We start from the raw sequence: 24623 nt of genomic DNA on the forward strand, positions 1-24623 counted from the left end.
TTATTCATTACAACTATTTCTTATTCTTTTGAAGTTGTTTTTTTCGATATTTCATGAATGTTGGTATAAGTGAGTTAATTATCTTATAACGTAACATTGGAAAAGGTTTCATAACTATATTAAAAATCCTAAAACAAATAAAGTATAATTCCCAACCAGTTTCCATAGGCGTTTCAGACCAAGGTGTTCGTTTCTGATAATCAAGATATTGCTTGGCAAACCTATGTGTATTTCCTTTACGCCAAGGGCGTTCCTCTCCTAAATAGTGGATAATTGAAGGTGATTTTTTTATTTCTAAAAATTCATTTTTGGAAATAAAGTCTGAAGGAAAACTTAATTGTTTTAAAATTCTGTAAGGGTAAGTATCATAAATATTGAAATAGTTATATGAAATTGATAACGTTGCTATATCCTTATTAAGGGCACCATTTAACGCATCTTGATCTGGAGCAAAAAGTTTTCCATCGTGCAGTTTATAAAAATCAATAACTTTTTTACCGATTTCTTCCCTCCTCCATCTTTTTAAATCAATCAATAATACTCCTGAGTTATGATATGGAACCTCTCCTAAAGCTAAGAATTTCCTTCTTTCTTTATCAACAGTAGGCTCAGGACACATCCCTAAAACTTTATCGCCAAGATCAATGTTATAAAAATTAGAAATATCTTTTAGTACGAGAGTATCTCCATCCAAATATAAAATTCGATTGATATCGTCAGGAAGCAATTTATCAAGGAATAATCTAGCTAATACAATTGAAGACCATCCATTGGTATCAAAATCAAAATCTATAAGGTCTGAGATTTCTCCTAAATTAATCAGGTGTACTTTGCGACCGTACCTTTCAGCAAAATTAATTAATTTTTGCTTATTATCAATAGAAATATTCGAAGCAATCAAATAAATATTGATTTCACTCATAGACTTATTATTTTCAAAAATTGAACACATACATGTTGCAGCTTGAGGAACAAAAGCGTTATTTAACGTAAATAAAATATTCATTAACTTCTCTTTCTTTTATTGTTATTATTTACCCAAATATAAATTATTATGCTAGTGCAAAAAAAGATAATCATTGAAATCAAGAATGACATTGATGCACCCATAATCCCCTCTCCCTTTACAAACGGCATTGTGATAAATTTAGCTACAATAAAGCTAGTAATATATGCAATCACAAGATATGTTTGTTTTCTAAAAATTGTCATAACTATATCAATAACAAGTGCTAATACATTTAGGATTCCTCCAATAAGGAGAATCACAAAAGGCACTTTATATTCTACCAATGACGTTCCATAAATAAAACCTAGAATCTCTGTACCAATTAGATAGCCTAGACCTATAATAATTATGCCTAAAACAGTCATAGTTGCAAATAAAAGATAAACCTGCTTATAAAACAGATTATATTTCTGTTCATACCAATAGATTGATAGCTGTGTAGTTAAAGGTCTTAAAACGAAAAATAAGAGGGATAAAACAAAGACGGGCATAAACAATACATTAAAGTCTCGTTGAATACCATTTGAAAATAACCCCTGAGACAAGAGAGAATCAATATCAATCTTAGCTTCATTGTAGACATAAGTAATCAAAAAACCATTTAGAAATAAGGGAAATGCTTCTTTTAATATAGAGATAATATTACGGTTATCTTTAAATATTGATGGATAAAAATTAATTTCAAAGTTTCTAGTAGAGATTCTATAATCTAGGACAACTGTAAGAAATAGATTTATCAAACAAATAATAGTACTTGAAATCATTAGTGATTTTGCTAAAATCAAGCTTAATCCAAAGACTAATATAGAAATCCAACTACGATAAAACTGAACTTTTCCAGCTAAATCTGATCTGTTTTGTTGTTGAAAATAACCCTGAAAAACATCTGAATAAGCATCGATTGCTCGATACAACACTAGGAGTAAGATAATTACTGCTTTATAAAAACTATATCCTTGCACAAAAATATATCCAAGAGAGGTTAATAACATCATAATAACTGTTACTATACGTGTATTATGATAGGAAACAAATGAGTGCCTTTCTTGAACATCTGTAGACTGCATATTACGTATCTGGAAATATCCCAAAATAAAGAACTGCTGACTTAGTGCGTATGCAATGCTAAAAATATCTGAATTTTGAGAATCAAGAAGTCTAGAAGCTAAGAGCAAGAGAATAACTGAAATTAAAGAAGAAGAGATAGTTCCCAACATATTCCAGATATAATTCTCCTTTATAGAAATTTTATTATCTATTATCTCTGAAATGAATTTTGGGTCATCTACATTCTTCACTAAAGTGCCTTTTTCTGAACTCATTATTTCTCCTACAAAAATGATTTTTCCCTTTATTATACTATAGATTTTTTAAAAAGTGAAAATCCCACTAACAATTCACTTCACCTCCTAAAAAAGAGGTCTTAAAGACCTCTTCAAAAAAGTTTGATAACTATATTCTTTTAGAACAAATAACACTAATTATAAATAATCTGCTTCTGAATTATATAATACAACCAAGGGACTGAATACTATTGCGAAATATTCTTTGCCAAAATTGGATAATGTCAGAAATTTCTATTTACAGTTTCCCTTCTGGTACCACTATTTTCATCGCACTATCCAAGGCTATAGAAAACTACCAAAATAACCACTAATAAACCAAACAATAGTACTTTTCCCATATTCTTATTTCACTTCTTGTTTGTAAAACTCTCTCAAAGCATCTTGCCATGTTGGGATGACAAACCCTGTTGCCTTAGCCTTAGCCAAACTCATTGTTGAATTAAGTGGGCGTTTAGCTTTAGCAGGGAATTGGCTTGAATCAACAGGTTTCACTTCAACATCAGTATCTTTGAGGATTTCAACCGCAAAGTCATACCAAGTTGTATCTTCTGCTGCATCATTTGACAAGTGATAGTAACCATATTCCTTACGGTTTTCAGCCAAATAAGTCATAAACTCTGCCAAAGTACGTGTCCAAGTTGGACGACCATGTTGGTCATTAACAACTGTAAGTGTCTTGTGAGTCTTAGCGAGGTTTTGCATGGTGAAAACAAAGTTCTTACCATAGTTACCGAACACCCAAGCTGTACGGATAATGTAGTAGTTTGAAACATGTTTTTCAACTAACTCTTCACCCATGCGTTTTGTACGGCCATACTCTGTCTGTGGATCTGGTTTGTCATCAACTTCCCACTCTTGACCTACAGGTTTTTCACCATCAAAAACGTAGTCCGTTGAAATATAAACAAGCGTTGCACCATGTTTTTCGGCAGCCTTAGCGACATTTTCAGTACCTGTCACATTAATTGCATAGTCAAGCTCTTTGCCTTCATCTTCAGCAGCATCAACAGCTGTGTAGGCAGCACAGTGATAGACCAAGGTTGGTTTTACTTCCGCCAACACTTCATCTACTTTTTCAGCATCTGTGATGTCCATTTCTGCTACATCTACTGCTACATACTCTTCGTTACGCTCGTCAAGAAGGTGACGAAGCTCAGTTCCGAGTTGGCCATTTGCACCTGTTACTAGAATCATATTTTTCTCCTCGTAATTTTCATTAATAGCACTTTAATTTTAACAGAAAAAGGGTGAAATTTCACCCTTTTTCTTTAATAACATACACTGGTCGTTTCTTGGTTTCTAGGAAAATCTTTGAGATGTAGTTCCCGATGATTCCCAAGGCTAAGAGTTGGATTCCTCCGATAAAGAGGATGATTGAGACAAGGCTTGCCCAGCCTGCGACACTCCCACCTATAGTTAGTTTTCGAATAACGACAAAGAAAATTCCAACCAAAGAAATCAAGAATGAAAAGGTTCCTGCCCAAGTAGCAAGTTTCAAAGGCACTTCGGAAAAGTTGATAAAGCCATCAAGAGAATAGCTCAATAATTTCCAGAAAGACCATGAGGTTTCTCCGGCAACGCGTTCACGATTCTCATAAGAGACGTAGGCCACATCAAAGCCAACCCATGAAAAGAGCCCTTTTGAAAAACGATTGACCTCTTTGAGTTCTAGGATAGCATCAACAACCTGGCGAGTCATCAAACGAAAATCACGTGCGCCACCAACCATCTCGGTGTCAGAAACTTTGTTAATTAGCCAATAGAAAGTCTTGGCAAAGATGGAACGAATCGAAGGCTCTCCCTTACGGTCAGCACGACGACTCCCAACAACATCATAACCTTCTTGAATCTTGGCATACATCTCAATAAGCAGTTCAGGCGGATCCTGAAGGTCAGCGTCCATAACTGTCACATAGTCTCCCTGAGCTGCTTCAAGGCCAGCAAGTAAGCCCGATTCTTTACCAAAATTACGTGAGAAAGATAGATAGTGAACATTTTCAAATTGCTTTGAAACTTGTCTCAATATCTCTAAAGTTTTATCTTTAGAACCATCATTCACAAAGTAATAGTTGAATGCCAGTTGATTGGCCATCTGCTTTTCAACAGCCTGAGAAGCTTCTAAAAATGGATGAATAGTCTCTTCTTCGTTATAACAGGGGACAACGATAGCCAGTGTTTTCATAAACGTTCTCCTAACGAATACCTAGAGCGATACGGGCATAACGGCTCATTTTTTCTACAGACCAAGCTGGTGTCCAGACCAACTTCACTTCAGTCTTAGTGACTTCTGGCACTTCTTTCATAGCATCATAAATTTGGTCTGTCAAAAGATCTGCCAAAGGACATCCCATAGTCGTCAAAGTCATATCGATTTCAGTATAGCCGTCTTGTTGGAAACGGATATCGTAAATAAGGCCTAGGTTGACAATATCAATCCCCAACTCTGGATCAATGACCATTTCTAAGGCTTCCAAGATACGGTCTTTGATTTTTTCAATTTCTTCTTCAGTGTATTTTACTTCAGACATAGCTTTTCCTCCAAAATCAGGGCCTAACAATCAGGCCCCTTCCATTTACTATCTTAGTCTTCAATAAAGTCTTTAAGTTGTTTGCTGCGGCTTGGGTGGCGCAATTTACGAAGAGCTTTAGCTTCAATCTGACGAATACGTTCACGAGTAACGTTGAAGACTTTACCAACATCTTCCAAGGTACGCATCTTACCATCATCAAGACCGAAACGGAGACGAAGAACGTTTTCTTCACGATCTGTAAGGGTATCAAGCACTTCATCCAATTGTTCACGAAGAACGACACGAGTTGTGTAATCTACTGGATTTTCGATAACTTCATCCTCGATAAAATCACCCAAATGGCTATCATCTTCTTCACCGATAGGTGTTTCTAGAGAAACTGGCTCTTGAGCAATCTTAAGGATTTCACGAACCTTATCTGGTGTCATATCCATTCGCTCAGCAATTTGCTCAGGTGTTGGGTCTTGTCCCAACTCTTGCAAGAGGTTACGTTGCTCACGTACCAATTTATTGATGGTTTCAACCATGTGAACTGGGATACGGATGGTACGTGCTTGGTCTGCGATAGCACGTGTGATTGCTTGACGAATCCACCATGTTGCATAAGTTGAGAATTTGAAACCTTTAGAGTAGTCAAATTTATCAACGGCTTTCATAAGCCCCATGTTACCCTCTTGAATCAAGTCCAAGAACTGCATACCACGTCCAACATAGCGTTTAGCGATTGAGACTACCAAACGAAGATTAGCTTCTGCCAAACGTTGTTTAGCTTCCAAGTCACCATTTTCAACAGCAATAGCCAATTCTTTTTCCTCTTCGTTACTCAAGAGAGGCACTACCCCAATCTCTTTGAGATACATACGAACAGGGTCATTAACCTTAGCTGAGTTTGAACCAAGAAGCTCCTCGTCTGTCAACTCTTCTGGTTTTGGGGCTTCAACAACATATTTAGATGAAGGATTTCCATCTTTATCAGTGATAGAGATACCACCATCTGTCAAACGTTCCAAAAGGTCATCAATCCCATCAGCATCTAGAACAAATGGGATAACTAGTTTTTCTGTGACTTCATCATCAATTGCTGTACCAGCTTTTTTATGGTTACGAATGAAATCAGCGACTTGAACGTTGAATGCTGTATTTTGTTTTTTCTTTGCCATGTGTTACTCCATATCTCGTTTTTGGGCGATGAGCATCTGCAAGGCTTCCACCGCTGCATCCACATCACCGTGGTTACTTGATTCTCTAATTTGTTTACTTTGCTTGCGAAAGTCCTGTTCCATCAAAAAATGATTTCTACGCTCTTCGATAGCTTGAACTTCTTCAAGACTAGTTTCAGGTGGTAAAATCTCCTCTAAAACCTGATAATAGGCTGTTTGTACCTCTTGAGAAAGTAGAGACAAAGCTACGGTATCAATCTGACCATCTTGTTTCAGAATATGATAAAGCTCCTCTAACTCAGGTGTTTGGAAGAAAAACTCCTCTCTCATGCGATAGTCATTCAAAATCATAGGATGATTAACCATACGATGGAAGAGTTGATTTTCCGCTCGACGAAGACCTGTGATTTTAGGTGTAGAAGGTAGATTGACCGTTCCTCTGAATCCTGACGCTGAAGACTCATAAGCACTATTACTAGCAGCCGATAATTGAGCCGTCTGCTGATTTCTCATGGTCAATCGTTCGTTATTGACCGCTTGCTCGACTTGGAAAAAATCAAAGTCAGGCAAAAGGTCAGCCACCTTAGAAATGTAAGAATTTTGTGCCGTCACAGAAGGTGACTTGGCAATAATCTTAACAATCTGCTCGACATAGGCAATCTCCGCTTGAAGATTGTCTACATTAGCAGGTTTTAGCTGTCCTATCCAAAATTCCACATCTGAAATACGGGACTCGACCAAAAGTTTCCTCAAAGCCTCTTCGGATGTTTTCTGTAGATATTCATCAGGGTCCATATTATCTGGAATTTTAACAATATCTACTTGAAAATCCGATAAAAGCTCAAGAGACTTGGCAATCGCATTTTGCCCTGCCTTATCACCATCATAGGTCAAAACAATTTTCTTGGTGAGTTTACGCAGACGATTGACATGCTCAGGAGTCAAAGCTGTTCCCATAGAAGCTACTGCATTAACATGCCCAGCCCTATAGGCCGCAATGACATCCATGAACCCTTCCATCAGATAGACCTCATGGGTCTTCTGAATCACTGGCTTAGCCTGATCGAGGTGGTAGAGTTCATAAGACTTATTGAAAATGCGGGTAGCCCTTGTATTTTTGTACTTGGCTTGTCCTTTTTCAATATCTTCCTTGGTCCAAACACGCCCTGAAAAACCGATAGTCTTTCCAAACTCATTCTTAAGCGGAAACAGAATTCGATTTTTAAAAGTATCGAAAAGACGATTACTTTCAGAAAGATTAAAAAGACCTGATTCTGTCAGTACCTCTTCGTCATATTTTTTTGATACAGACTGATAGAGATAATCTGGTTCGTCAGGGGCTAGACCAATCTGGAAGGTCTTAAGTAAATCGTCAGTCATACCACGCTCATAAAGGTAGGCACGCGCTGCTTCTCCTATCTTGGTCGTCATGAGGACAGCGTGGTAAAACTTAAGTGCATCCTCATGAAGATCATAGAAGGCTTGATTAGGAGAATTTTGCTGCTGGACTTGCCTTGGCGCATCTATACTAACTGCGATACCTAGTCGATCTGCCAGAACCTTGACACTTTCTTGGAAAGAAATCTGACGGTATTCCTCTAAAAATTTAAAGACATCTCCAGACTTTCCGCAACCAAAACAATGGTAAAACTGTCTGTCCTCAATAACATTAAATGAGGGGGTTTTCTCCTTATGGAAGGGGCAGAGACCCAGGTAATTGCGGCCAGCACGATTAAGACTGACAACTTCACCAATCACGTCGACGATATTGGTACTGCTCTTAATATCTTCTATTAAAGTTTTATCAATTACCATCTAATCGCCCCCCATCTTACCATAATTGCATTACTTCTAATTATAACATGACGAAAAATGAAAGTAAAATAAAATTGATTTTTCATGAGCAAAACTCTTGTCAAGATTTACAAAATCAGATAGACTATTAAGTGAATAGATGAAAGGATTCATTGTCAAAATGATTAAAGAACTTAAAGACTTTTTATTCAAGGGTAACGTCCTTGACCTTGCTGTAGCCGTTGTTATGGGGGCTGCTTTCAACGCTATTATCACTTCACTTGTAAGTGATATCATCACACCACTTATCCTTAACCCAGTTGTTAAGGCTGCTAATGTTGAAAACCTCTCTAAATTGTCATGGAACGGTATCGCATACGGTAGCTTCTTGAGCGCAGTTATCAACTTCATCATCGTTGGTATTACTCTCTTCTTCGTTGTTAAAGCTGCTAACCACGCCGCAGCTCTTGGTAAAAAAGAAGAAGCTACTGAAGAAGCAACAGCTCCATCACAAGAAGAATTGCTTGCTGAAATCCGCGATCTTCTTGCAAACAAATAATCTTTATTTGTTCAACTAAAGACGTCTGAAATTCCAGACGTCTTATTTTTTGTATCTCATAACTACTAACTGACTTATTTATTCGATTAACAGAAAAAAACTTGAGTAAACTCAAGTTTTTTTCTGTTAATTTCATTCTTAATTAGAATTTTTTACGTTTGCGAGCTGCCTCTGATTTACGTTTACGTTTTACAGAAGGTTTTTCGTAATGTTCACGTTTACGAGCCTCTTGAAGAGTACCAGCTTTAGTCACAGAACGTTTGAAACGACGAAGAGCGTCGTCAAGTGATTCGTTTTTACGTACTACTGTTTTTGACATTGAATTCACCTCCTCAAGATAATGTAACATTTTACACGTTCTATTCAAGTATACAAGACTGATCTTTTTCTGTCAAGAAATATCTTTTAAGTTTGGGCATTTTTGATGTCAACGCTATTTTCTAAGTCTTACTGAAGATTATCAGAGACTTCGCCATACAAAAAACTAGAGGAATCATCCTCTAGTCTATTTTTTACTCAACTGCTGTATATTTAGAAGCATCCTTGATGTACTCGTCATAAGTACCATTGTCTTTCAATTTCTTGATAACCTTGTTTACTGCTTCTTTCAATTTGTCATTACCTTTAGCCATAGCGACTGCTTTAGCATCACCATCGTCAACTTTGAGGGCAACACTTGCCAATGCCAAATCTGGATTTTGTGCCACGTAACCTTCTGCTACTGGTTTTTCAAGATCAACAGCATCAACTTGGCCAGACTTAACTTCGTTAATAGCTTCACCCATCGCTGTAAGTGATACAACTGTTGAGTCTTTCAACTGTTTCTTAGCAAGTCCTTCTTCGATAGTACCTTTTTGAACAGCTACTTTTTTACCCTTGAAAGCGTCTAGGCTTGGGTAGGTAGATTCTTGATCTTTACGAACGATGATAGCATTTTGTGTTTCGTAGTAAGGATCTGAGAAATCAAAGGTTTTCTTACGTTCGGCTGTTACTGAGATACCTGAGATAGCAAGATCAGCCTTACCTGATTGAAGGCTAGAAAGGACATTGTCAAAGCTCATTGTTGTCACTTCAAGTTTAACCCCAAGTTCATCAGCAATAGCTTGTGCCAACTTGATGTCTGACCCGACAACTTGGTCTTTACCGTCGACCAAAGTTTTGAACTCAAATGGTGCATAGTCTGGACTGACAGCTACGACAAGTTTTTTATTTTCTTTAATAGATTCGTAAGCATCTTTTTTTGACCCACATGCTACCAAGGTAACAGCAGCAAGGAGAGCCATGACTCCAAGTAATAGTTTTTTCATAAGAAACTCCTGTATAAATATAATTTTTGCTCGTTTATTTTACTTAAAATTAGTGGTATTGTCAACATTTATTAAGAAATTGCGACAGTTTTTCTAAGCCCTTTTGAAGGACTTCCTTGTCACAGCAATAACCGATGCGGACATGGGACTCCTTGTCAAAACGGTTACCCGGAACCACAAGAACACCATAGCCCTGAAGAAGCTCTAAAGCAAAATCTTCGATAGGACGATTCACATCTAATTTGACAAAAGAGGTGGAAACACTAGCAGGTCTCATCCATGACGCCTTAGGTTCTTTGGCAATCCAGGCATCCATAAGAGCTAGATTTTCCTCCACAATCTGACGATTACGTTCTAGGATAGCTTCTTTATTTTCCAAGACAAGGGTAGCCACCATATCATCAAAGACTCCAGCACAAATCATCGTGTAGTCGCGGTAGTCACGTAGAATGTCCGCTACCTCTGTGTTAGAAGCTACCCAACCCACACGAATACCGGGAATCGAATAGGTCTTTGACAGACTATTGATGGCAATACCCTTTTCATACAAATCCACAATAGAAGACGCAGGCTGGTCAAAACTGCGATAGACCTCATCTGAGAAGATATAGGCGTCTACTTCTTTAGCGATAGCCACTAGCTCCTCGAGGTAAGCAGCGTCCATAAGGGCCCCGGTAGGATTGTTGGCATTGTTAATACAGATCATCTTGATATTAGGGCGAATCAGACGACGGAGTCGATCCAAATCAGGCAACCAGTTATAGTCCTCCTCAATCTCCCAAAGGTCCACATCTGCTCCTAGCGACTTGGGAATGTCATAGAGCTGTTGATAGGTTGGATACATGGAGATGACATGGTCTTCAGGCTCAATAAGAGCGTAAAGGGCTAGCATCGTCGCTCCCGTTGCTCCATTGGTTTGGAGGATATTATCAACTGGTATGTTCTTGTATAAGCTAGCCACTTGAGTCTTGAACTCTGGTGACCCTTCAATCCAGCCGTAATCCATTTTTTTATTTAGTAATTGGGCAAAAAAGGCGTCCTTATCAAGGCCTGATAGGTCAAATAATTCTCCCATTGTGAGGGCCTTTATTGAAACTCCTGCGATATCATAAATGGCAGATTTTTCATGGACATTAAGCCATTCTTCAACACCAAAACGTGGTAGCTTCATAGTTTCTCCTTGCTTTTCTTAAGCACTCTATACGATGTCATTTGTCTATTTGAACAGACTTACCTACTTTGATAATAACTGTTTTTAGCAGAGAATTCAATAAAACATGGGGTATTGCCCCATTTAGATTCAAGAATTTTTGGCGACTCCCCTTAAGTGAGTAAAGCGAGCACCAAACGAGACTTTTCGCCGTTGGTGAAAACACCTGAAATTGACTTGTTTCAGGTGCTCAGAAGTTTTAAATTTACTTACTTTGTTTGTAGGTTGATACTTCTTTTAACCATTGGTCAAATTGTCCAGAGTCTTTAGTCTCTTTGATGACGGCATTGATTTCTTTAAGCAGATCGTCCGAGCCCTTACGTGTCGCGACTGCATAAGCATCCGAACCGTCTGACTTGAGGTTAAAGTTGGCAAGGGTTAAATCGTCATTTTGGGAGATATAACCTTCTGCAATGGCCTTCTCAAGTACAACTGCTTGAAGCTGTCCTGACTTGAGTTCATTAATCATTTCACCATTTGAAGCCAGCGAAACGACACTTGCCTTAGAAATTTGTTTCTTAGCAACTGTTTCTTGAACGGACCCTTTTTGCGTACCGACAGTTTGTTTAGCTAGACTATCAGCACTCGTAAAATCATTCACCTTGTCTTTTTTGACAATCACTACATTTTCAGAGGTATAGTAGCTATCAGAAAAATCATAGACTTTCTTACGCTCGTCTGTTACTGAGATTCCTGCAATGGCGATGTCTGATTTACCACTTTGCACACTAGCGAGGACATTGTCAAAAGACATCACGGAAAATTCAACCTTTACGCCGAGTCTTTCACCGATAGCTTTGGCCAACTCGATGTCTGCTCCAACTAGCGTATCTTTGCCGTTAACCAATGATTTGAACTCAAATGGTGCAAATTCTGATTCTGTTGCCACGACAATTTTCTTCTTTTCCTTAATCGTTTTTGTGTTCACTCCCTGACTTCCGCTACAAGCAACTAGAAAGCACGTGGCGACTAGAGCTGTAAGGATAAACCAAAATTTCTTCATATAATACCCCCTTATTTAGTAGAACTCTTAAGTGACAGAGCATAGGCATCTTGAACATAGCTGTCAATCTTACCTTCTTTTTTGAGTTTAGCGATAACCTTATTAACCTTTGCTTTTAGCTTATCGCTTCCTTTAGGCATTGCAACGGCATAGGCGTCTTTTGAATCTGACTTGAGAGCAATGTCTGACACAGCTAGGTCATTGTTTTGCTCTATATAACCTTGTGCAATGGCTTTTTCAAGAACCACTCCTTCAACTTGACCAGATTTCAATTCATTGATAGCTTCACCAGGTTGTGCCAAGGATACCACATTAGCATCTGACAAGTTGGATTTAGCAATGCTTTCTTGAATAGAACCTTTTTGAACGGCTACAGATTTTTTAGCAAAATCACCGGTTTGTTTGTAAGTTCCTGTCGCATCTTTTTTGACAACAAGAACCGTTTCAGACTCATAGTAAGTATCTGAGAAGTCGAAAATTTTCTGACGCTCTTTAGTGGCTGAGATACCAGAAATGGCAATATCAGCTTTACCAGATTGAACGCTGGCTAAGACATTATCAAAAGACATCTCAGAGAATTTGACTTTCACACCTAGTTCATCGCCAATAGCCTTGGCAATTTCGATGTCTGCTCCAGCAATAGTATCCTTACCATCTTGGATGGTTTTAAATTCAAAAGGAGCAAAATAGGGATTAAGAGCAACTGTCAAAGTTCCTTTATCTTGTACCTTTTCCAAAGTGTCCTTCGATGAAGAACAAGCTGCTAAAGTCATCAAAGCAAAAATCCCTGCAAATCCCAACAAAAGTTTTTTCCATGTTTTCATAATCAATCTCTTTTCTATATTTATTAACTTATGTAAGTATAATAATGTATTATTATGCATTTGTCAATGAAATAATGAACTTTTATTGATTTATTTTTTATTTTTATTAATTTCGGAGTCGTTATGAATACCCAAAATCGTTTGTTTTAAAGTTTTCTATCTAATTTCAAAGACAAAAAAACTATTCATTCATTTGAATAAATAGTTCATTTTTTTACCAAAACTCTTTTAGGAAATCATTTTCAAGGCGCTCACGATAGAAAAGTTCGGAGAGTTGATCCTCTTCAAACACGCGCAAGAGGTTGAGCATGTCATAGGCCAGCTCCATCTTAGGAACATCCTCCCTGGCAACCCAACGGACTTCTCCCTCCTCTGTCGAGTGAATGTCACCTTCAAAGTCTGAAGTTCTATAGAGGAAAACGAGATAACGCTCGTCATCTGTCGTGTACCAATGCTTCATACCAACCAATTTAGGATTTTTAATGGTCAAGCCAGTTTCTTCCTTGACCTCACGAATAACTGACTCCACTAGTCCCTCGTGTGCTTCAATATGGCCACCAGGTAGGGCAGCACCTGACCAAGAATAACGCTTGGGATCGCGAATTTGCATAACAATATTTCCATGACCATCTTCAATGAGACACATGTTGGTCAGAATAGTAGCTTGTGAACGTGACATATAGTTCCTTTCTATAAGTAAATATTTATTTAGTAGGAGCAATAGTTATATAATCAAATCAACTTAAATATTTCTTTTTGATATCTTCAATTTTATCATCATTATCCTCAAATTGCTTAATTCGTTTTTTATTTAGTATAATTGCTCTCTTCCCATTAGACTTTTTAACAGAGTACATATTAATTGATTCGTAAGGTATTTTATAAGCATAATCCACTTCAAAAGTTGGACTAAAAACCAAAACTAAAAGATAATCAAAAGTTGGGTTTTCAGTTGAAATTGAAACTGACCCAAACTCAACATTTAGACCATCTTCCCTCCCATTTAACCTACGAGACTTAATCTGGTACCTAATTTCTCTATTATCAACAATCTCAATAGCATCTACATCCTTTGAACTATTATCACATAACTCTAAATTCAATTTGTCAGAAAGCAAGTATTCAGCATAAGAACCAACTAAGTTATCAGTTCTTAGAATCCCCTGTATATAAAACCAATTCATTAATTCCTTATATTCACAAAACTTTTCTTGTAACACTTTAATATCCATTAATCTCACCTTAATCCATACTCTTCAGCTCTAGAACCATATCACGGATTTGTGCTGCCAATTCAAAATCAAGCAGTTCTGCCGCTTCGTGCATTTGTTTTTGAAGTTTCTTGATGGCTTCTTGGCGTTCTTTCTTGTTCATGGCACTGTAGTTCACCGTATCCTCTGCCACTTCTGCTTCATTGGCCTTGGTAATCGAAATAAGATCACGAATTTCTTTCTTAATCGTTTGCGGAGTGATACCGTGCTCCTTATTATAAGCCATTTGGATTTCACGACGACGAGCAGTTTCATCCATAGCTTTCTGCATAGACTCCGTAATCTTATCCGCATACATGATAACGTGCCCTTCACTATTTCGGGCAGCACGCCCGATTGTTTGGATGAGCCCACGTTCATTACGAAGGAAACCTTCCTTATCCGCATCCAAAATAGCAACCAGACTAACTTCAGGAACGTCAATCCCTTCACGAAGAAGGTTAATACCAATAAGAACATCAAAGACACCCAAACGTAGGTCACGGATAATCTCAGTACGTTCCAAAGTCTTAATGTCAGAGTGCATGTATTTGACCTTGACACCCATCTCCTTGAGATAGTCAGTCAAGTCTTCAGCCATCTTCTTAGTCAAAGTGGTTACAAAGACACGCTCGCCTTTTTCAGTTCGGGCATTGATTTCACCAAGAAGGTCATCCATTTGTCCCATAATTGGACGCACTTCGACTTCTGGATCAAGGAGCCCTGTCGGACGGATAATTTGCTCAACAACAGTCTCAGTCTGCTCCATCTCATAGTCCCCTGGAGTGGCAGACACATAGACAATCTGATGGACATGACTCTCGAATTCTTCACGTCGAAGTGGACGGTTATCAAGCGCCGATGGTAAACGGAAACCGTAATCAACCAACATCTTCTTACGGGCCTGGTCTCCGTTATACATTCCCTTAATCTGACCCATAGTCATGTGACTTTCATCAATCATGATAAGGAAATCTTCTGGGAAGAAATCAAGCAAGGTGAAAGGTGGCTCGCCTTCTTTACGTCCATCCATATGGCGCGAGTAGTTTTCAACACCATTGGTGTAACCCATCTCACGGAGCATTTCGACATCGTATTCTGTCCTTTGGCGAATACGTTGAGCCTCGATGAGCTTACCCTCAGCTTCAAATTGCTTAACTTGAGCTTCCATCTCTTCCATAATATTCTTGATGGCTTCTTCCATATGCTCTTCATTAGTCATAAAGTGAGTCGCCGGGAAAAGAACAAGGTGCTCAACCTCGCCGAGATTGCGTCCTGTCAAGCTTTCAATCTCACAGATGCGGTCAATCTCATCACCGAAAAATTCCACTCGAAAAGCATGTTCATCACGACTGGCAGGGAAAATTTCAACCACATCGCCACGTACACGGAATTTTCCGCGTTGAAAATCAATATCGTTACGCTCAAACTGGATATCAACTAGGTCATTGAGCAACTTGTCTCGAGAAATCTCTTGGCCTGGACGAAGACTAACCGCTGAATCGGCATATTCTTTGGGTGAACCCAAACCATAAATACAAGAAACGGAAGCCACAACGATAACATCATTACGCTCAAGGAGGGCCGACGTTGCTGAGTGTCGTAGCTTATCAATTTCATCGTTTACAGAGCTATCTTTTTCGATATAGGTATCTGATGACGGTACATAGGCCTCTGGCTGATAGAAATCATAGTAGGAAACGAAGTATTCTACAGCATTGTCTGGGAAGAACTCCTTGAACTCTCCGTAAAGCTGACCTGCCAAAGTTTTATTGTGGGCGATAACCAAGGTTGGTTTATTCACGCGCTGTATGACCTGACTCATGGTATAGGTCTTACCTGTCCCAGTCGCACCCTTTAGGATTTGAGCCTTCTCACCACCTTCAATATTGTCCACCAAGGTTTCGATAGCCTGAGGCTGATCTCCTGAGGGTTCGTATTTAGAAACCAAATGAAATTGGTTATCTTCTTTTCTATCTATCATAGTTTTTCCTTTCATTTATGTAATCATTCATCTCTTGGTCGGAGAAAAATTCTCCTTCTGCGATAGGAATGTGAATCATTCGTGTCGCAGCAACGTATTTTCGCTTTTTTCGTGTCTGAAAACCACGTTTTTTATCATATTTCAAGGCCGTTTTACTATCATTGAAAAAAATGTATAAAACTCTATATCTCTGCCTTTCCCAAGACCTTATATTTCCGAAATCATCGATACGTTTTAGAATATAGTATATAGTCGACGAGTGTTTGGCATCATCCATTGGCGTTGACCAATCCTTCATAACCAAGTCAATCTCAGACAGCAGAATCTCAAAGGTGACCCGTCCACATAATCTTCCATAATAAATAAAGGTATCATTGTTAATTTCCAAAATTTTTTTATGACCTTTAAGTCTCACAATACCATCAACTAAGTTAGTCAGAGCATGAAGAAATATTAGTAAAACGAGGAAGGCAACACAGTTATCCACAAAATTCCCAAAACGATAATCGTCTATAAGAAGCCAGCAGAATAAACTGGTAGAAGCGATAAGAAGTATAAGTCCATAGACAATCTGTACCCAAATCATACCTCGCTCAAGCTTTACTATCATCTCTTCCCCTTTTCCAAACTTTCTTCTATTTTAACACAGAAGTAAAAAGACCGAGTCTTTGAACTCAGCCTTAAAAGTTTTCTTTTTTCAATTGTAGACGAAGGATGATAATCCCTACCAAGAGAACGAGACAGGTAACGAGATTTCCTTCTAGCCCAAAAGCTCCTCCTGACAACCAATCAGGCACGCCTGACCTGGCCTGAAAGTGCAATAAGCTACCGCCTGCATTCTGTCCACTAACTGCCACGCCAACTAGATTCCCTTGCGCAAAGTTCCAAGCACCGTGAAGGGCAGCGACACCCCAGATATTATCTGTCTTGAGCATGTAAAGAGCCATGAGAATTCCTACTAGAACAATACTGATAAGAGACAAGGCTGTAACACCTTGATTTCCTAGGTGTAATATTGAAAAGAAAGAACTTGAGATAGCAATTCCCCAGGAAAGGTTCAATTTATTAGTCACCGTCTGAAGTAACCAACCACGTGTCACCAATTCCTCGGTTCCGCCTTGGATAAACCAGAAAGGTATTAGGGAAAGTATATATAAGACGGTTCTCTGAGAAAAGTCTACTTTTACAAATTCTAACCCTCCAAGTAAATAAGTCCCAAGGAAACTAACTAACAAGAGTAAAGTCCCAAATCCCCAGCCCTTAAGCAAGTTCAACCAAATATAACCCTTGAAAAATCCAAGTGTACGAATGGGACGTTTTTCAACAACTTTAACCCAGAAAAAGATAGCTAAGGCAGTAAAGGCAAATGTTCCCAACTGAAAATACATGTTTGAAAACATCTTATAGGAAATCGTATTTATATCCTGAAACTGAATGTCGCCATTAAACATCAAGAATGAAAGAACAATAGCCATTGGAATTCCCACAACAATCCCTGATAGAAATCCACCTATGAGGACATAACCAAAAGCAATAAAACAAGACAGCATAATCATCAGCCAACTTGGGACTTTATCATATCGGCTAGTATATTTCTCAAGTATACGTCTCTTCATTTTTTAGCTCCTGTAACAAATCTTACATGTATTCGATTACAGTGTAACTAATTGACACAAGCTTGTCAACTTCTTCCCAGATAGCTCTCATAGCTAACTGACTTTGTCACATTTCCTGACATCAAACTTCTAGAAGTTTGATAATAAGACCTTTTTTTGATAGAATAAGAGGGTATTTTATAAAGGAGACTTTTTATAATGAAGAAAAAACTTCTGACACTCTTCTTGAGTGCCATGTCAGTTTTCTTTGTTTTCGGAGCTAAGGTATCTGCTGAAACAATTTCAGTCGTTTCAGATACAGCCTATGCCCCATTTGAATTCAAAGATTCTGATCAGATCTACAAAGGTATTGACGTTGATATCATCAACGAAGTTGCCAAACGTAAAAATTGGGATGTTAACCAAACCTTCCCTGGTTTCGATGCAGCCGTTAACGCTGTTCAATCAGGCCAAGCAGACTCCCTAATGGCCGGTACTACTGTTACCGACGCACGTAAGAAGGTCTTCACTTTCTCAGACACTTATTACGACACTTCAATTGTTATCTATACACGTAGTAGCGACAAAGTCAGCGACTACAAACAATTGAAGGGGAAAACAGTCGGTGTTAAAAACGGTACCGCTGCTCAAACTTGGCTCGATAAAAACGCTAGCAAATATGGTTTCACAGTTAAAACTTTTGACACTAGCGACTTGATGAACAACAGCTTGGATTCAGGTTCTGTTGACGCAGCTATGGACGACACGCCAGTTGTTAAATACGCTATTGGTCAAGGAAAAGACTACGCTATCAACATCAAGCCTGAATCTATCGGTAGCTTCGCTTTTGCTGTTAAAAAAGGCGGAAAACACGAGAAGCTTATCAAAGACTTTAACGAAGCTCTTAAGGAAATGAAGAAAGACGGCACCTACGACAAAATCATGAACAAATGGTTGGGGGATTCAGAAAAATCTTCTTCATCAAAACCTTCAGCAGATCTTAAATTGACTGGTGATGCTAACGCAAAAGCCACTCCTGCCAAGGAAACCTACACTATCTCAATGGACTCATCTTTTGCTCCATTCGAATATCAAAATGGTTCAGGTAAATATGTAGGTATCGATGTCGATATCATCAATGCCATTGCTAAAAACCAAGGTTTTAATGTCAAATTGACAAACCCTGGTTTCGATGCATCACTTAATGCTGTACAATCTAGCCAAGCTGATGCCGTATTGGCCGGTATGACCATCACTGATGCTCGTAAACAAATCTTTGACTTCTCAGATTCTTACTACACATCAAATATTCGTTTGGCTGTGGCTAAAGGAAGTAAGATTAAATCTTATAAGGATCTCAAAGGTAAGACTGTAGGAGCTAAAAACGGTACGTCATCTTACTCATGGTTGGAAGACCACGCTGGTGAATATGGCTTTACAGTCCGTGCTTACGATGAAGCTTCTACTATGTATGACAGCTTGAACTCTGGTTCAATCGATGCTCTTATGGATGACGAAGCCGTTCTTCTATACGCTATCCAACAAGGGCGTAACTTTACAACACCAATTGAAGGTATTGCTACTGGTGATGTCGGCTTTGCTGTTAAAAAAGGTGCTAATCCTGAGTTGATTGAGATGTTCAACAATGGTTTAGCTGCTATCGTTAAAGATGGTACTTACGATAAGATTATCAATAAATACCTCGATAGCAACAAATCAAAAGAGGGAAGCTCAAAAAAAGCTACCGATGAAACAACCATCGTAGGCTTGATTAAGAACAACTATAAACAACTCCTCCAAGGTCTTGGAATTACCCTTGGTTTGACCCTTCTTTCATTTGCTATTGCCATGATTATCGGTGTTCTCTTCGGTATGATGGCAGTTGCACCAAACCAGACACTCCGCGTGATTTCGCAAGTCTTTGTTGACGTGGTTCGTGGTATCCCATTGATGATTGTTGCAGCCTTCATCTATTGGGGTATTCCGAACTTGATTGAAAATATCACTGGTCACCAGTCACCAATCAATGACTTTGTGGCAGCGACTATCGCCCTCTCACTTAACGGTGGTGCTTACATTGCTGAAATTGTGCGTGGTGGTATCGAAGCTGTGCCAATTGGTCAAATGGAAGCCAGCCGAAGCTTGGGTGTCCCTTACAATACAACAATGCGTAAGGTCATCTTGCCACAGGCTGTTCGCTTGATGTTGCCAAACTTCATCAACCAATTTGTTATCTCATTGAAAGATACGACTATCGTATCAGCTATCGGTTTGGTCGAACTCTTCCAAACTGGTAAAATCATCATTGCTCGTAACTACCAATCATTCCGTATGTATGCGATTTTGGCCATCCTTTACTTGGTCATCATCACATGCTTGACGAAATTGGCCAAACGACTAGAAAAGAGACTTAAATAATGGCTGAATTGAAAATCGATGTGCAGGACTTGCACAAATCATACGGCGACAATGAAGTCCTTAAAGGCATTGACGCCAAATTCTACGAAGGTGACGTTGTATGTATCATCGGTCCTTCAGGTTCAGGTAAATCAACCTTCCTTCGTACTCTTAACCTACTTGAAACAGTAACTTCTGGTAAAGTAGTCGTTGATGGCTATGAATTATCAGATCCTAAGACAAACCTTGACAAAGCCCGTGAAAATATCGGGATGGTTTTCCAACATTTCAACCTCTTCCCCCACATGACCGTCCTTGAAAATGTGACATTCGCACCAGTTGAACTTGGACGCATGACTAAAGAAGAAGCTGATAAATTAGCTATGGATCTTCTTGATCGTGTTGGACTTGCTGACAAGGCTGATGCAACGCCAGATAGCTTGTCAGGTGGACAAAAACAACGTGTGGCGATTGCACGTGGTTTGGCAATGAATCCTGATATCATGCTCTTTGACGAACCTACTTCTGCCCTTGACCCTGAAATGGTCGGAGATGTTCTTAACGTTATGAAAGAATTGGCAGAGCAAGGTATGACCATGATTATCGTTACTCACGAAATGGGATTTGCCCGTCAAGTTGCCAACCGAGTAATCTTTACTGCAGAGGGTGAGTTCCTCGAAGATGGTACTCCAGATCAAATCTTTGATAACCCACAACACCCACGTTTGAAAGAATTCTTGGACAAGGTTCTAAACGCCTAGCCTAATTATCAAAACGGTTACTCTTGCTAGAGTAGCTGTTTTTGATTACTATTTTGGATAAGAAAAACAGAGCAAGTGCTAGACTTGCTCTGTTTCTTCATTTAGTTCAGGGTGTTTTGCTGCTTCTTCCCTTGCCAAGCGTTCACGCTCAAGACGGAGTTTTCGGTTAGGATTTAAGCGCGTAAAGAGTTCTTCAAGTTTCTTTGGATTCCAAACATCGGCCGCAGAAACAAAGTTTCCATCTTTATCCCTGAAGGATATCGGTTTATCTCCCATTGTAAACCTCTTATTTCAATATTTTTAAATTCGCCGACTTTACATAGTTAGTGAGGTTGCTTGGCAGGCCGCCATAGCGACTGCCGTACACTATCTTGTGCTTCAGTACTTAGAGAGTCTTACAACGTCAATCCACAAACTCAAATTCGAAGTTACCGATACGAACGATGTCGCCATCCTTAGCACCACGTTCACGGAGCGCTTCATCAACTCCCATACCACGCAATTGACGCGCAAATTTCATGATAGATTCGTCACGTTCCATGTTAGTCATGACAAAGAGTTTTTCAAGTTTCTCACCAGAAAGTACCCATGACGCATCATCGTCACGACTGATTTCAAATGGACGTTCATCCTCGTTAAAGCCGTAGTAAACTTCTTCTTGTTCCATATCGTCTTCGCTATAGAGCAAGAATTCATCTGTCTCATCAAGCAACTCTGCAGTAGCTTCCAAGAGATTTTCCAAACCTTGGTGAGCCAAACTTGAAATTGGGAAAATTTGTGGCAACTCATCAAACTCATCATAATTAGCAGCCAATTTTTCCTTAAACTCTTTTAAGTTTTCCTCAGCCTCAGGCATATCCATCTTATTAGCAACAATAATTTGTGGACGTTCCATCAAGCGCAAGTTGTAAGTTTCCAACTCTTTGTTAATTTGAAGATAATCCTCGTAAGGATCACGCCCCTCACTTGCGGACATATCAATAACATGAAGGATAACACGTGTACGCTCAATGTGGCGGAGAAACTGTGTTCCCAACCCAACCCCCTGGCTAGCACCTTCAATCAATCCTGGAAGGTCGGCCATGGCAAAGCTCTCTCCTGACTTTGTACGGACCATTCCCAAGTTAGGAACAATTGTCGTAAAGTGGTAGGCACCAATCTTTGGTTTTGCTGCCGTTACCACACTGAGAATTGTTGATTTACCAACAGATGGGAAACCAACCAAACCAACATCAGCCAAAATCTTCAATTCCAATTGAAGTTCACGCTCTTCACCTGGTTCACCATTTTCAGCGATTTCAGGGGCAGGATTACGAGGTGTCGCAAAACGGATATTTCCACGTCCACCACGTCCACCGTGAGCAACGATAAACTCTTGGCCATCCTCGACCATGTCAGTAATAACCTTACCTGTTTCAGCGTCACGTACTGTCGTACCAGGCGGGATGCTAACGATAAGGTCTTCAGCTCCTCGACCATGCATACCCTTGGTCATCCCTTTTTCACCGTTTTTGGCTTTGAACTTCCGGTTATAACGGAAATCCATAAGGGTGCGCAAGCCTTCGTCAACCTTGAAAATGACTGAGCCACCCTTACCACCGTCACCGCCCCAAGGACCGCCATTTGGCACATATTTTTCACGACGGAAGGCAACCATCCCATCGCCACCACGACCAGCTTTGACACTGATCTTGGCTGTATCTAAAAACATACTCATTTATATTCTCTCTTTCTGATTTGTATGCAGTGTTCTAATTCAATCTCAGACCAAAGAATTTCCGACATACACAAAAAAACGCTTGATAGCGTCTTAAAGGACAGATGCGACTGCTTGGAAAATCAATGCCCCAACTGTTACTAATAGCATAATCAAAACGACTAATACTGTTAGACGTTCAAAAAATGATTTCTTACGTGGTCCGTTATCTCCAAATGCCACTTGAATTTACCTCGTTTTTTCTTCTAGAATATCACAATAATAGTAACAAAAATCCGCCTATTTCGCAACTATTAGACTAGCTTAAGACAAAGGAATTCCAAAAACCGTTAAAGCTTCCAACTCCTCCTCGGTTAAACGTCGCCAAGTACCAAGTTCTAAATCATTGGGCAGGCTTAAAGGCCCCATACTTAGACGTTGTAACTCTGTCACTTCCTTACCGCAAGCAGCTACCATACGCTTAACCTGATGGAATTTTCCCTCGGCAATGGTAATTTGAACCCAACTAGTACTCTCATTCCTGTCGACTGATACAATCTCTAATTTCGCTGGCTGACAAGTATGGTCTTTAAGCTTAATCCCTTTTTCAAAAGCCAAGATATCCTCTTCATCCATTACACCAGCCACCTTAGCCTGATAAATCTTGTCCACATGTTTCTTCGGAGATAGCATAGCATGGGCTAAGTCTCCATTATTGGTCAATAGAAGGAGACCATGAGTATCAATATCCAAGCGACCAACTGGAAAAACCTGCTTATGTCTTGCTGTGTCATCGAGTAAATCAAGCACAGTCTTATGACGGGGATCTTCCGTTGCTGAAATGACACCTTGAGGTTTATTTAAGAGATAGTAAACAAAAGTCTCATGTGTCAACTCCTGATCCAAGTAAGCAATTCGGTCTTTATTCTCATCAATCTGAGTCTTAGGTGATGTTTCCAGCTGCCCATTTACAGTCACTTGCTTCTTTTTCAGAAAGTTCTTGACTTGACTACGACTCCCGACACCACAGTCCACCAAAAACTTGTCCAGACGCATCTACACTTCCTCCTTTATTGGAATCCAAATTTCCATTTCATAATCTTCAGCCTGACGATTCCCTGGTGGATAAACCTCTACAGTAGGCTGATCAGTCATCACAAAATGTTTCTTAGCATAATGAAAACACTCCCAAACAGCCGCCGTCGCAGGCCCTCTAAGTTTAAAAAACGCACAAGTAGCTGGCGCAAGAGCAATCATTCCCAGACTATTGTCCTCACCAGCCAAAGCTGTTACATAAGTCTTTCGACTCCCTCATTGAATGACACATCAACGAAACGATAAAGAGAGCCAGTTAAATCAATAACCACCATCTCCAGTCCAGTCACTTGAAACAGGAGTTCTTGGTCCCCTAAGTCGTACCTTCATAGTCAGGCTTTCAGTATCTATAGAAAAACTATTATCCAAATCCATTACAGACTGAAAAAGACCTTGTGTAAGCCAGAAAAATTTCAGACGGCATGCTAAGGACACATCATATCATAATCGTCAAGAGGCACAAGAATATTCCTGAACACTCAATTGGTCTGGTGTCAGGTAGTCATTTACAAAGACTGCAAACTCATCCACAGTTTGAAAATCTGACATAAGATCCCTTCTCTACTCCGAAACCGAGCCTGTCACATACATGGTAAAGGTCGCCCTAGTAAGAATTTTTTCCTCCTGATTAGTAATGAGGACTTCTACCACCTTGGTCATTTTACCATTATGCACACAAAGACCTTCAATCTTGAGTTGGTCAGACAAATGGCCTGCCTTTAAATAATTGATATTGGACTGAAGAGTCACAGCGTAGTCCCCTGTTGAAAGTGCCACAAGTCCTGCCACCTGATCACAGAGCGTAAATAAATAACCTCCATGAGCATTACCAAAATAATTCAAGGACTTCTCGACGACCTCAGTTGCGACAATCACATGCCCAGTTTCAAATAGTTCTTCTTGAAAATTCTCAAACACACGGATTTCATGTAGTTTGTCTTGCATAGCAAGCCCTCCTATCAATACCCATCCCACCACAAGTGAAACAGGTTGTCTATAGCTACTAGTATAACACGAATTTCTCGACGGATAACAAGCTTATTTCACCAAGCTGATATCAACATCTATATCCGCTTCTTCATAGCTAGAGTCAATCCGTATA

The 24623-nt window shown here is 39.4% G+C and carries 26 protein-coding genes; 3 read left to right on the plus strand and 23 right to left on the minus strand.

From position 1 onward, the window contains the following. Positions 1 to 13 precede the first annotated feature (13 nt). The 7 genes from EL076_RS07190 to dnaG all read right to left on the minus strand — a co-directional run bounded on the left by EL076_RS07190 (position 14) and on the right by dnaG (position 7861). A complete protein-coding gene (locus tag EL076_RS07190) occupies positions 14 to 1006 on the minus strand; it encodes a glycosyltransferase family 8 protein (protein ID WP_003096554.1) in 993 nt (330 codons plus the stop codon). After that, a complete protein-coding gene (locus tag EL076_RS07195) occupies positions 1006 to 2331 on the minus strand; it encodes a lipopolysaccharide biosynthesis protein (protein WP_003096552.1) in 1326 nt (441 codons plus the stop codon). Before EL076_RS07195 ends, EL076_RS07190 begins: the two co-directional genes overlap by 1 nt. A 366-nt stretch (positions 2332 to 2697) precedes the next feature. After that, positions 2698 to 3549: a dTDP-4-dehydrorhamnose reductase gene (rfbD, locus tag EL076_RS07200; RefSeq protein ID WP_126429875.1), complete on the minus strand. Its 852-nt coding sequence runs from the start codon at positions 3547 to 3549 to the stop codon at positions 2698 to 2700. Positions 3550 to 3610: 61 nt separating this feature from the next. Then, the gene (locus EL076_RS07205) at positions 3611 to 4537 is read right to left on the minus strand and encodes a glycosyltransferase family 2 protein (protein ID WP_126429877.1); all 927 of its coding nucleotides are present in this window, start codon (positions 4535 to 4537) and stop codon (positions 3611 to 3613) included. 10 nt (positions 4538 to 4547) lie between these two features. Next, positions 4548 to 4883: a metal-sulfur cluster assembly factor gene (locus tag EL076_RS07210; RefSeq protein ID WP_126429879.1), complete on the minus strand. Its 336-nt coding sequence runs from the start codon at positions 4881 to 4883 to the stop codon at positions 4548 to 4550. Positions 4884 to 4936: 53 nt separating this feature from the next. After that, positions 4937 to 6046, minus strand: coding sequence for an RNA polymerase sigma factor RpoD (rpoD, locus tag EL076_RS07215; RefSeq protein ID WP_002884252.1), 1110 nt, complete (start codon positions 6044 to 6046; stop codon positions 4937 to 4939). A 3-nt stretch (positions 6047 to 6049) separates the two neighbouring features. Next, the gene (gene dnaG, locus EL076_RS07220; RefSeq protein ID WP_126429881.1) at positions 6050 to 7861 is read right to left on the minus strand and encodes a DNA primase; all 1812 of its coding nucleotides are present in this window, start codon (positions 7859 to 7861) and stop codon (positions 6050 to 6052) included. A gap of 160 nt (positions 7862 to 8021) precedes the next feature. Here dnaG and mscL point away from each other — a divergent pair, with 160 nt between their 5' ends. Beyond that, positions 8022 to 8399 carry a large conductance mechanosensitive channel protein MscL gene (gene mscL / locus EL076_RS07225; protein ID WP_048788125.1) on the plus strand — a complete coding sequence of 126 codons (378 nt, stop codon included), beginning with the start codon at positions 8022 to 8024 and terminating at the stop codon, positions 8397 to 8399. 142 nt (positions 8400 to 8541) lie between these two features. Here mscL and rpsU read toward each other — a convergent pair whose 3' ends face one another. The 10 genes from rpsU to EL076_RS07275 all read right to left on the minus strand — a co-directional run bounded on the left by rpsU (position 8542) and on the right by EL076_RS07275 (position 17593). Further along, positions 8542 to 8718, minus strand: coding sequence for a 30S ribosomal protein S21 (gene rpsU / locus EL076_RS07230; RefSeq protein ID WP_002884573.1), 177 nt, complete (start codon positions 8716 to 8718; stop codon positions 8542 to 8544). Positions 8719 to 8911: 193 nt separating this feature from the next. After that, the gene (locus EL076_RS07235) at positions 8912 to 9706 is read right to left on the minus strand and encodes an ABC transporter substrate-binding protein (protein WP_126429883.1); all 795 of its coding nucleotides are present in this window, start codon (positions 9704 to 9706) and stop codon (positions 8912 to 8914) included. 61 nt (positions 9707 to 9767) lie between these two features. Next, entirely contained in the window at positions 9768 to 10877 is a 1110-nt protein-coding gene (locus EL076_RS07240) for an aminotransferase (RefSeq protein WP_126429884.1), read from the minus strand. A gap of 244 nt (positions 10878 to 11121) precedes the next feature. Then, positions 11122 to 11919, minus strand: coding sequence for a transporter substrate-binding domain-containing protein (locus EL076_RS07245; RefSeq protein ID WP_048788086.1), 798 nt, complete (start codon positions 11917 to 11919; stop codon positions 11122 to 11124). Positions 11920 to 11930: 11 nt separating this feature from the next. Next, positions 11931 to 12743, minus strand: a complete 813-nt coding sequence (locus EL076_RS07250) for a transporter substrate-binding domain-containing protein (protein ID WP_003093913.1) — start codon at positions 12741 to 12743, stop codon at positions 11931 to 11933. Positions 12744 to 12957: 214 nt separating this feature from the next. Continuing rightward, a complete protein-coding gene (locus EL076_RS07255; protein ID WP_003093679.1) occupies positions 12958 to 13422 on the minus strand; it encodes an 8-oxo-dGTP diphosphatase in 465 nt (154 codons plus the stop codon). A 58-nt stretch (positions 13423 to 13480) separates the two neighbouring features. Next, complete coding sequence (locus EL076_RS07260) at positions 13481 to 13975, minus strand: DUF6998 domain-containing protein (protein WP_003093476.1); 495 nt, start codon at positions 13973 to 13975, stop codon at positions 13481 to 13483. Positions 13976 to 13985: 10 nt separating this feature from the next. Then, a complete protein-coding gene (uvrB, locus tag EL076_RS07265) occupies positions 13986 to 15977 on the minus strand; it encodes an excinuclease ABC subunit UvrB (protein WP_003094691.1) in 1992 nt (663 codons plus the stop codon). After that, positions 15967 to 16587, minus strand: a complete 621-nt coding sequence (locus EL076_RS07270) for a hypothetical protein (RefSeq protein WP_003094067.1) — start codon at positions 16585 to 16587, stop codon at positions 15967 to 15969. Before EL076_RS07270 ends, uvrB begins: the two co-directional genes overlap by 11 nt. A gap of 70 nt (positions 16588 to 16657) precedes the next feature. Further along, positions 16658 to 17593 carry a CPBP family intramembrane glutamic endopeptidase gene (locus EL076_RS07275; protein WP_003094806.1) on the minus strand — a complete coding sequence of 312 codons (936 nt, stop codon included), beginning with the start codon at positions 17591 to 17593 and terminating at the stop codon, positions 16658 to 16660. A 198-nt stretch (positions 17594 to 17791) separates the two neighbouring features. On the opposite strand from EL076_RS07275, the gene EL076_RS07280 reads away from it, so the two are divergent. Together EL076_RS07280 and EL076_RS07285 are read left to right on the plus strand one after the other, a co-directional pair. Beyond that, on the plus strand, positions 17792 to 19990 hold the full coding sequence (locus tag EL076_RS07280; protein WP_003093324.1) for an ABC transporter substrate-binding protein/permease: 2199 nt from the start codon (positions 17792 to 17794) through the stop codon (positions 19988 to 19990). Then, on the plus strand, positions 19990 to 20730 hold the full coding sequence (locus tag EL076_RS07285; protein WP_003093638.1) for an amino acid ABC transporter ATP-binding protein: 741 nt from the start codon (positions 19990 to 19992) through the stop codon (positions 20728 to 20730). Before EL076_RS07280 ends, EL076_RS07285 begins: the two co-directional genes overlap by 1 nt. A 78-nt stretch (positions 20731 to 20808) precedes the next feature. On the opposite strand, the gene EL076_RS07290 is transcribed toward EL076_RS07285, so the two are convergent. The 6 genes from EL076_RS07290 to EL076_RS07320 all read right to left on the minus strand — a co-directional run bounded on the left by EL076_RS07290 (position 20809) and on the right by EL076_RS07320 (position 24466). Next, complete coding sequence (locus tag EL076_RS07290) at positions 20809 to 21006, minus strand: hypothetical protein (RefSeq protein WP_002884415.1); 198 nt, start codon at positions 21004 to 21006, stop codon at positions 20809 to 20811. A 127-nt stretch (positions 21007 to 21133) separates the two neighbouring features. Beyond that, on the minus strand, positions 21134 to 22447 hold the full coding sequence (obgE, locus tag EL076_RS07295; protein ID WP_003093958.1) for a GTPase ObgE: 1314 nt from the start codon (positions 22445 to 22447) through the stop codon (positions 21134 to 21136). 93 nt (positions 22448 to 22540) lie between these two features. Beyond that, positions 22541 to 22669, minus strand: coding sequence for a DUF4044 domain-containing protein (locus tag EL076_RS07300; protein WP_003094424.1), 129 nt, complete (start codon positions 22667 to 22669; stop codon positions 22541 to 22543). 81 nt (positions 22670 to 22750) lie between these two features. Further along, on the minus strand, positions 22751 to 23482 hold the full coding sequence (locus EL076_RS07305) for a pseudouridine synthase (RefSeq protein WP_126429885.1): 732 nt from the start codon (positions 23480 to 23482) through the stop codon (positions 22751 to 22753). Beyond that, a complete protein-coding gene (locus EL076_RS07310; protein ID WP_225901369.1) occupies positions 23483 to 23710 on the minus strand; it encodes a GyrI-like domain-containing protein in 228 nt (75 codons plus the stop codon). Positions 23711 to 24082: 372 nt separating this feature from the next. Continuing rightward, complete coding sequence (locus tag EL076_RS07320) at positions 24083 to 24466, minus strand: PaaI family thioesterase (RefSeq protein ID WP_003094070.1); 384 nt, start codon at positions 24464 to 24466, stop codon at positions 24083 to 24085. Between the last annotated feature and the right edge of the window lie 157 nt (positions 24467 to 24623).

Origin of the sequence: Streptococcus vestibularis (genome assembly GCF_900636445.1) — a bacterium.
GTDB classification, from domain to species: Bacteria; Bacillota; Bacilli; order Lactobacillales; family Streptococcaceae; genus Streptococcus; species Streptococcus vestibularis.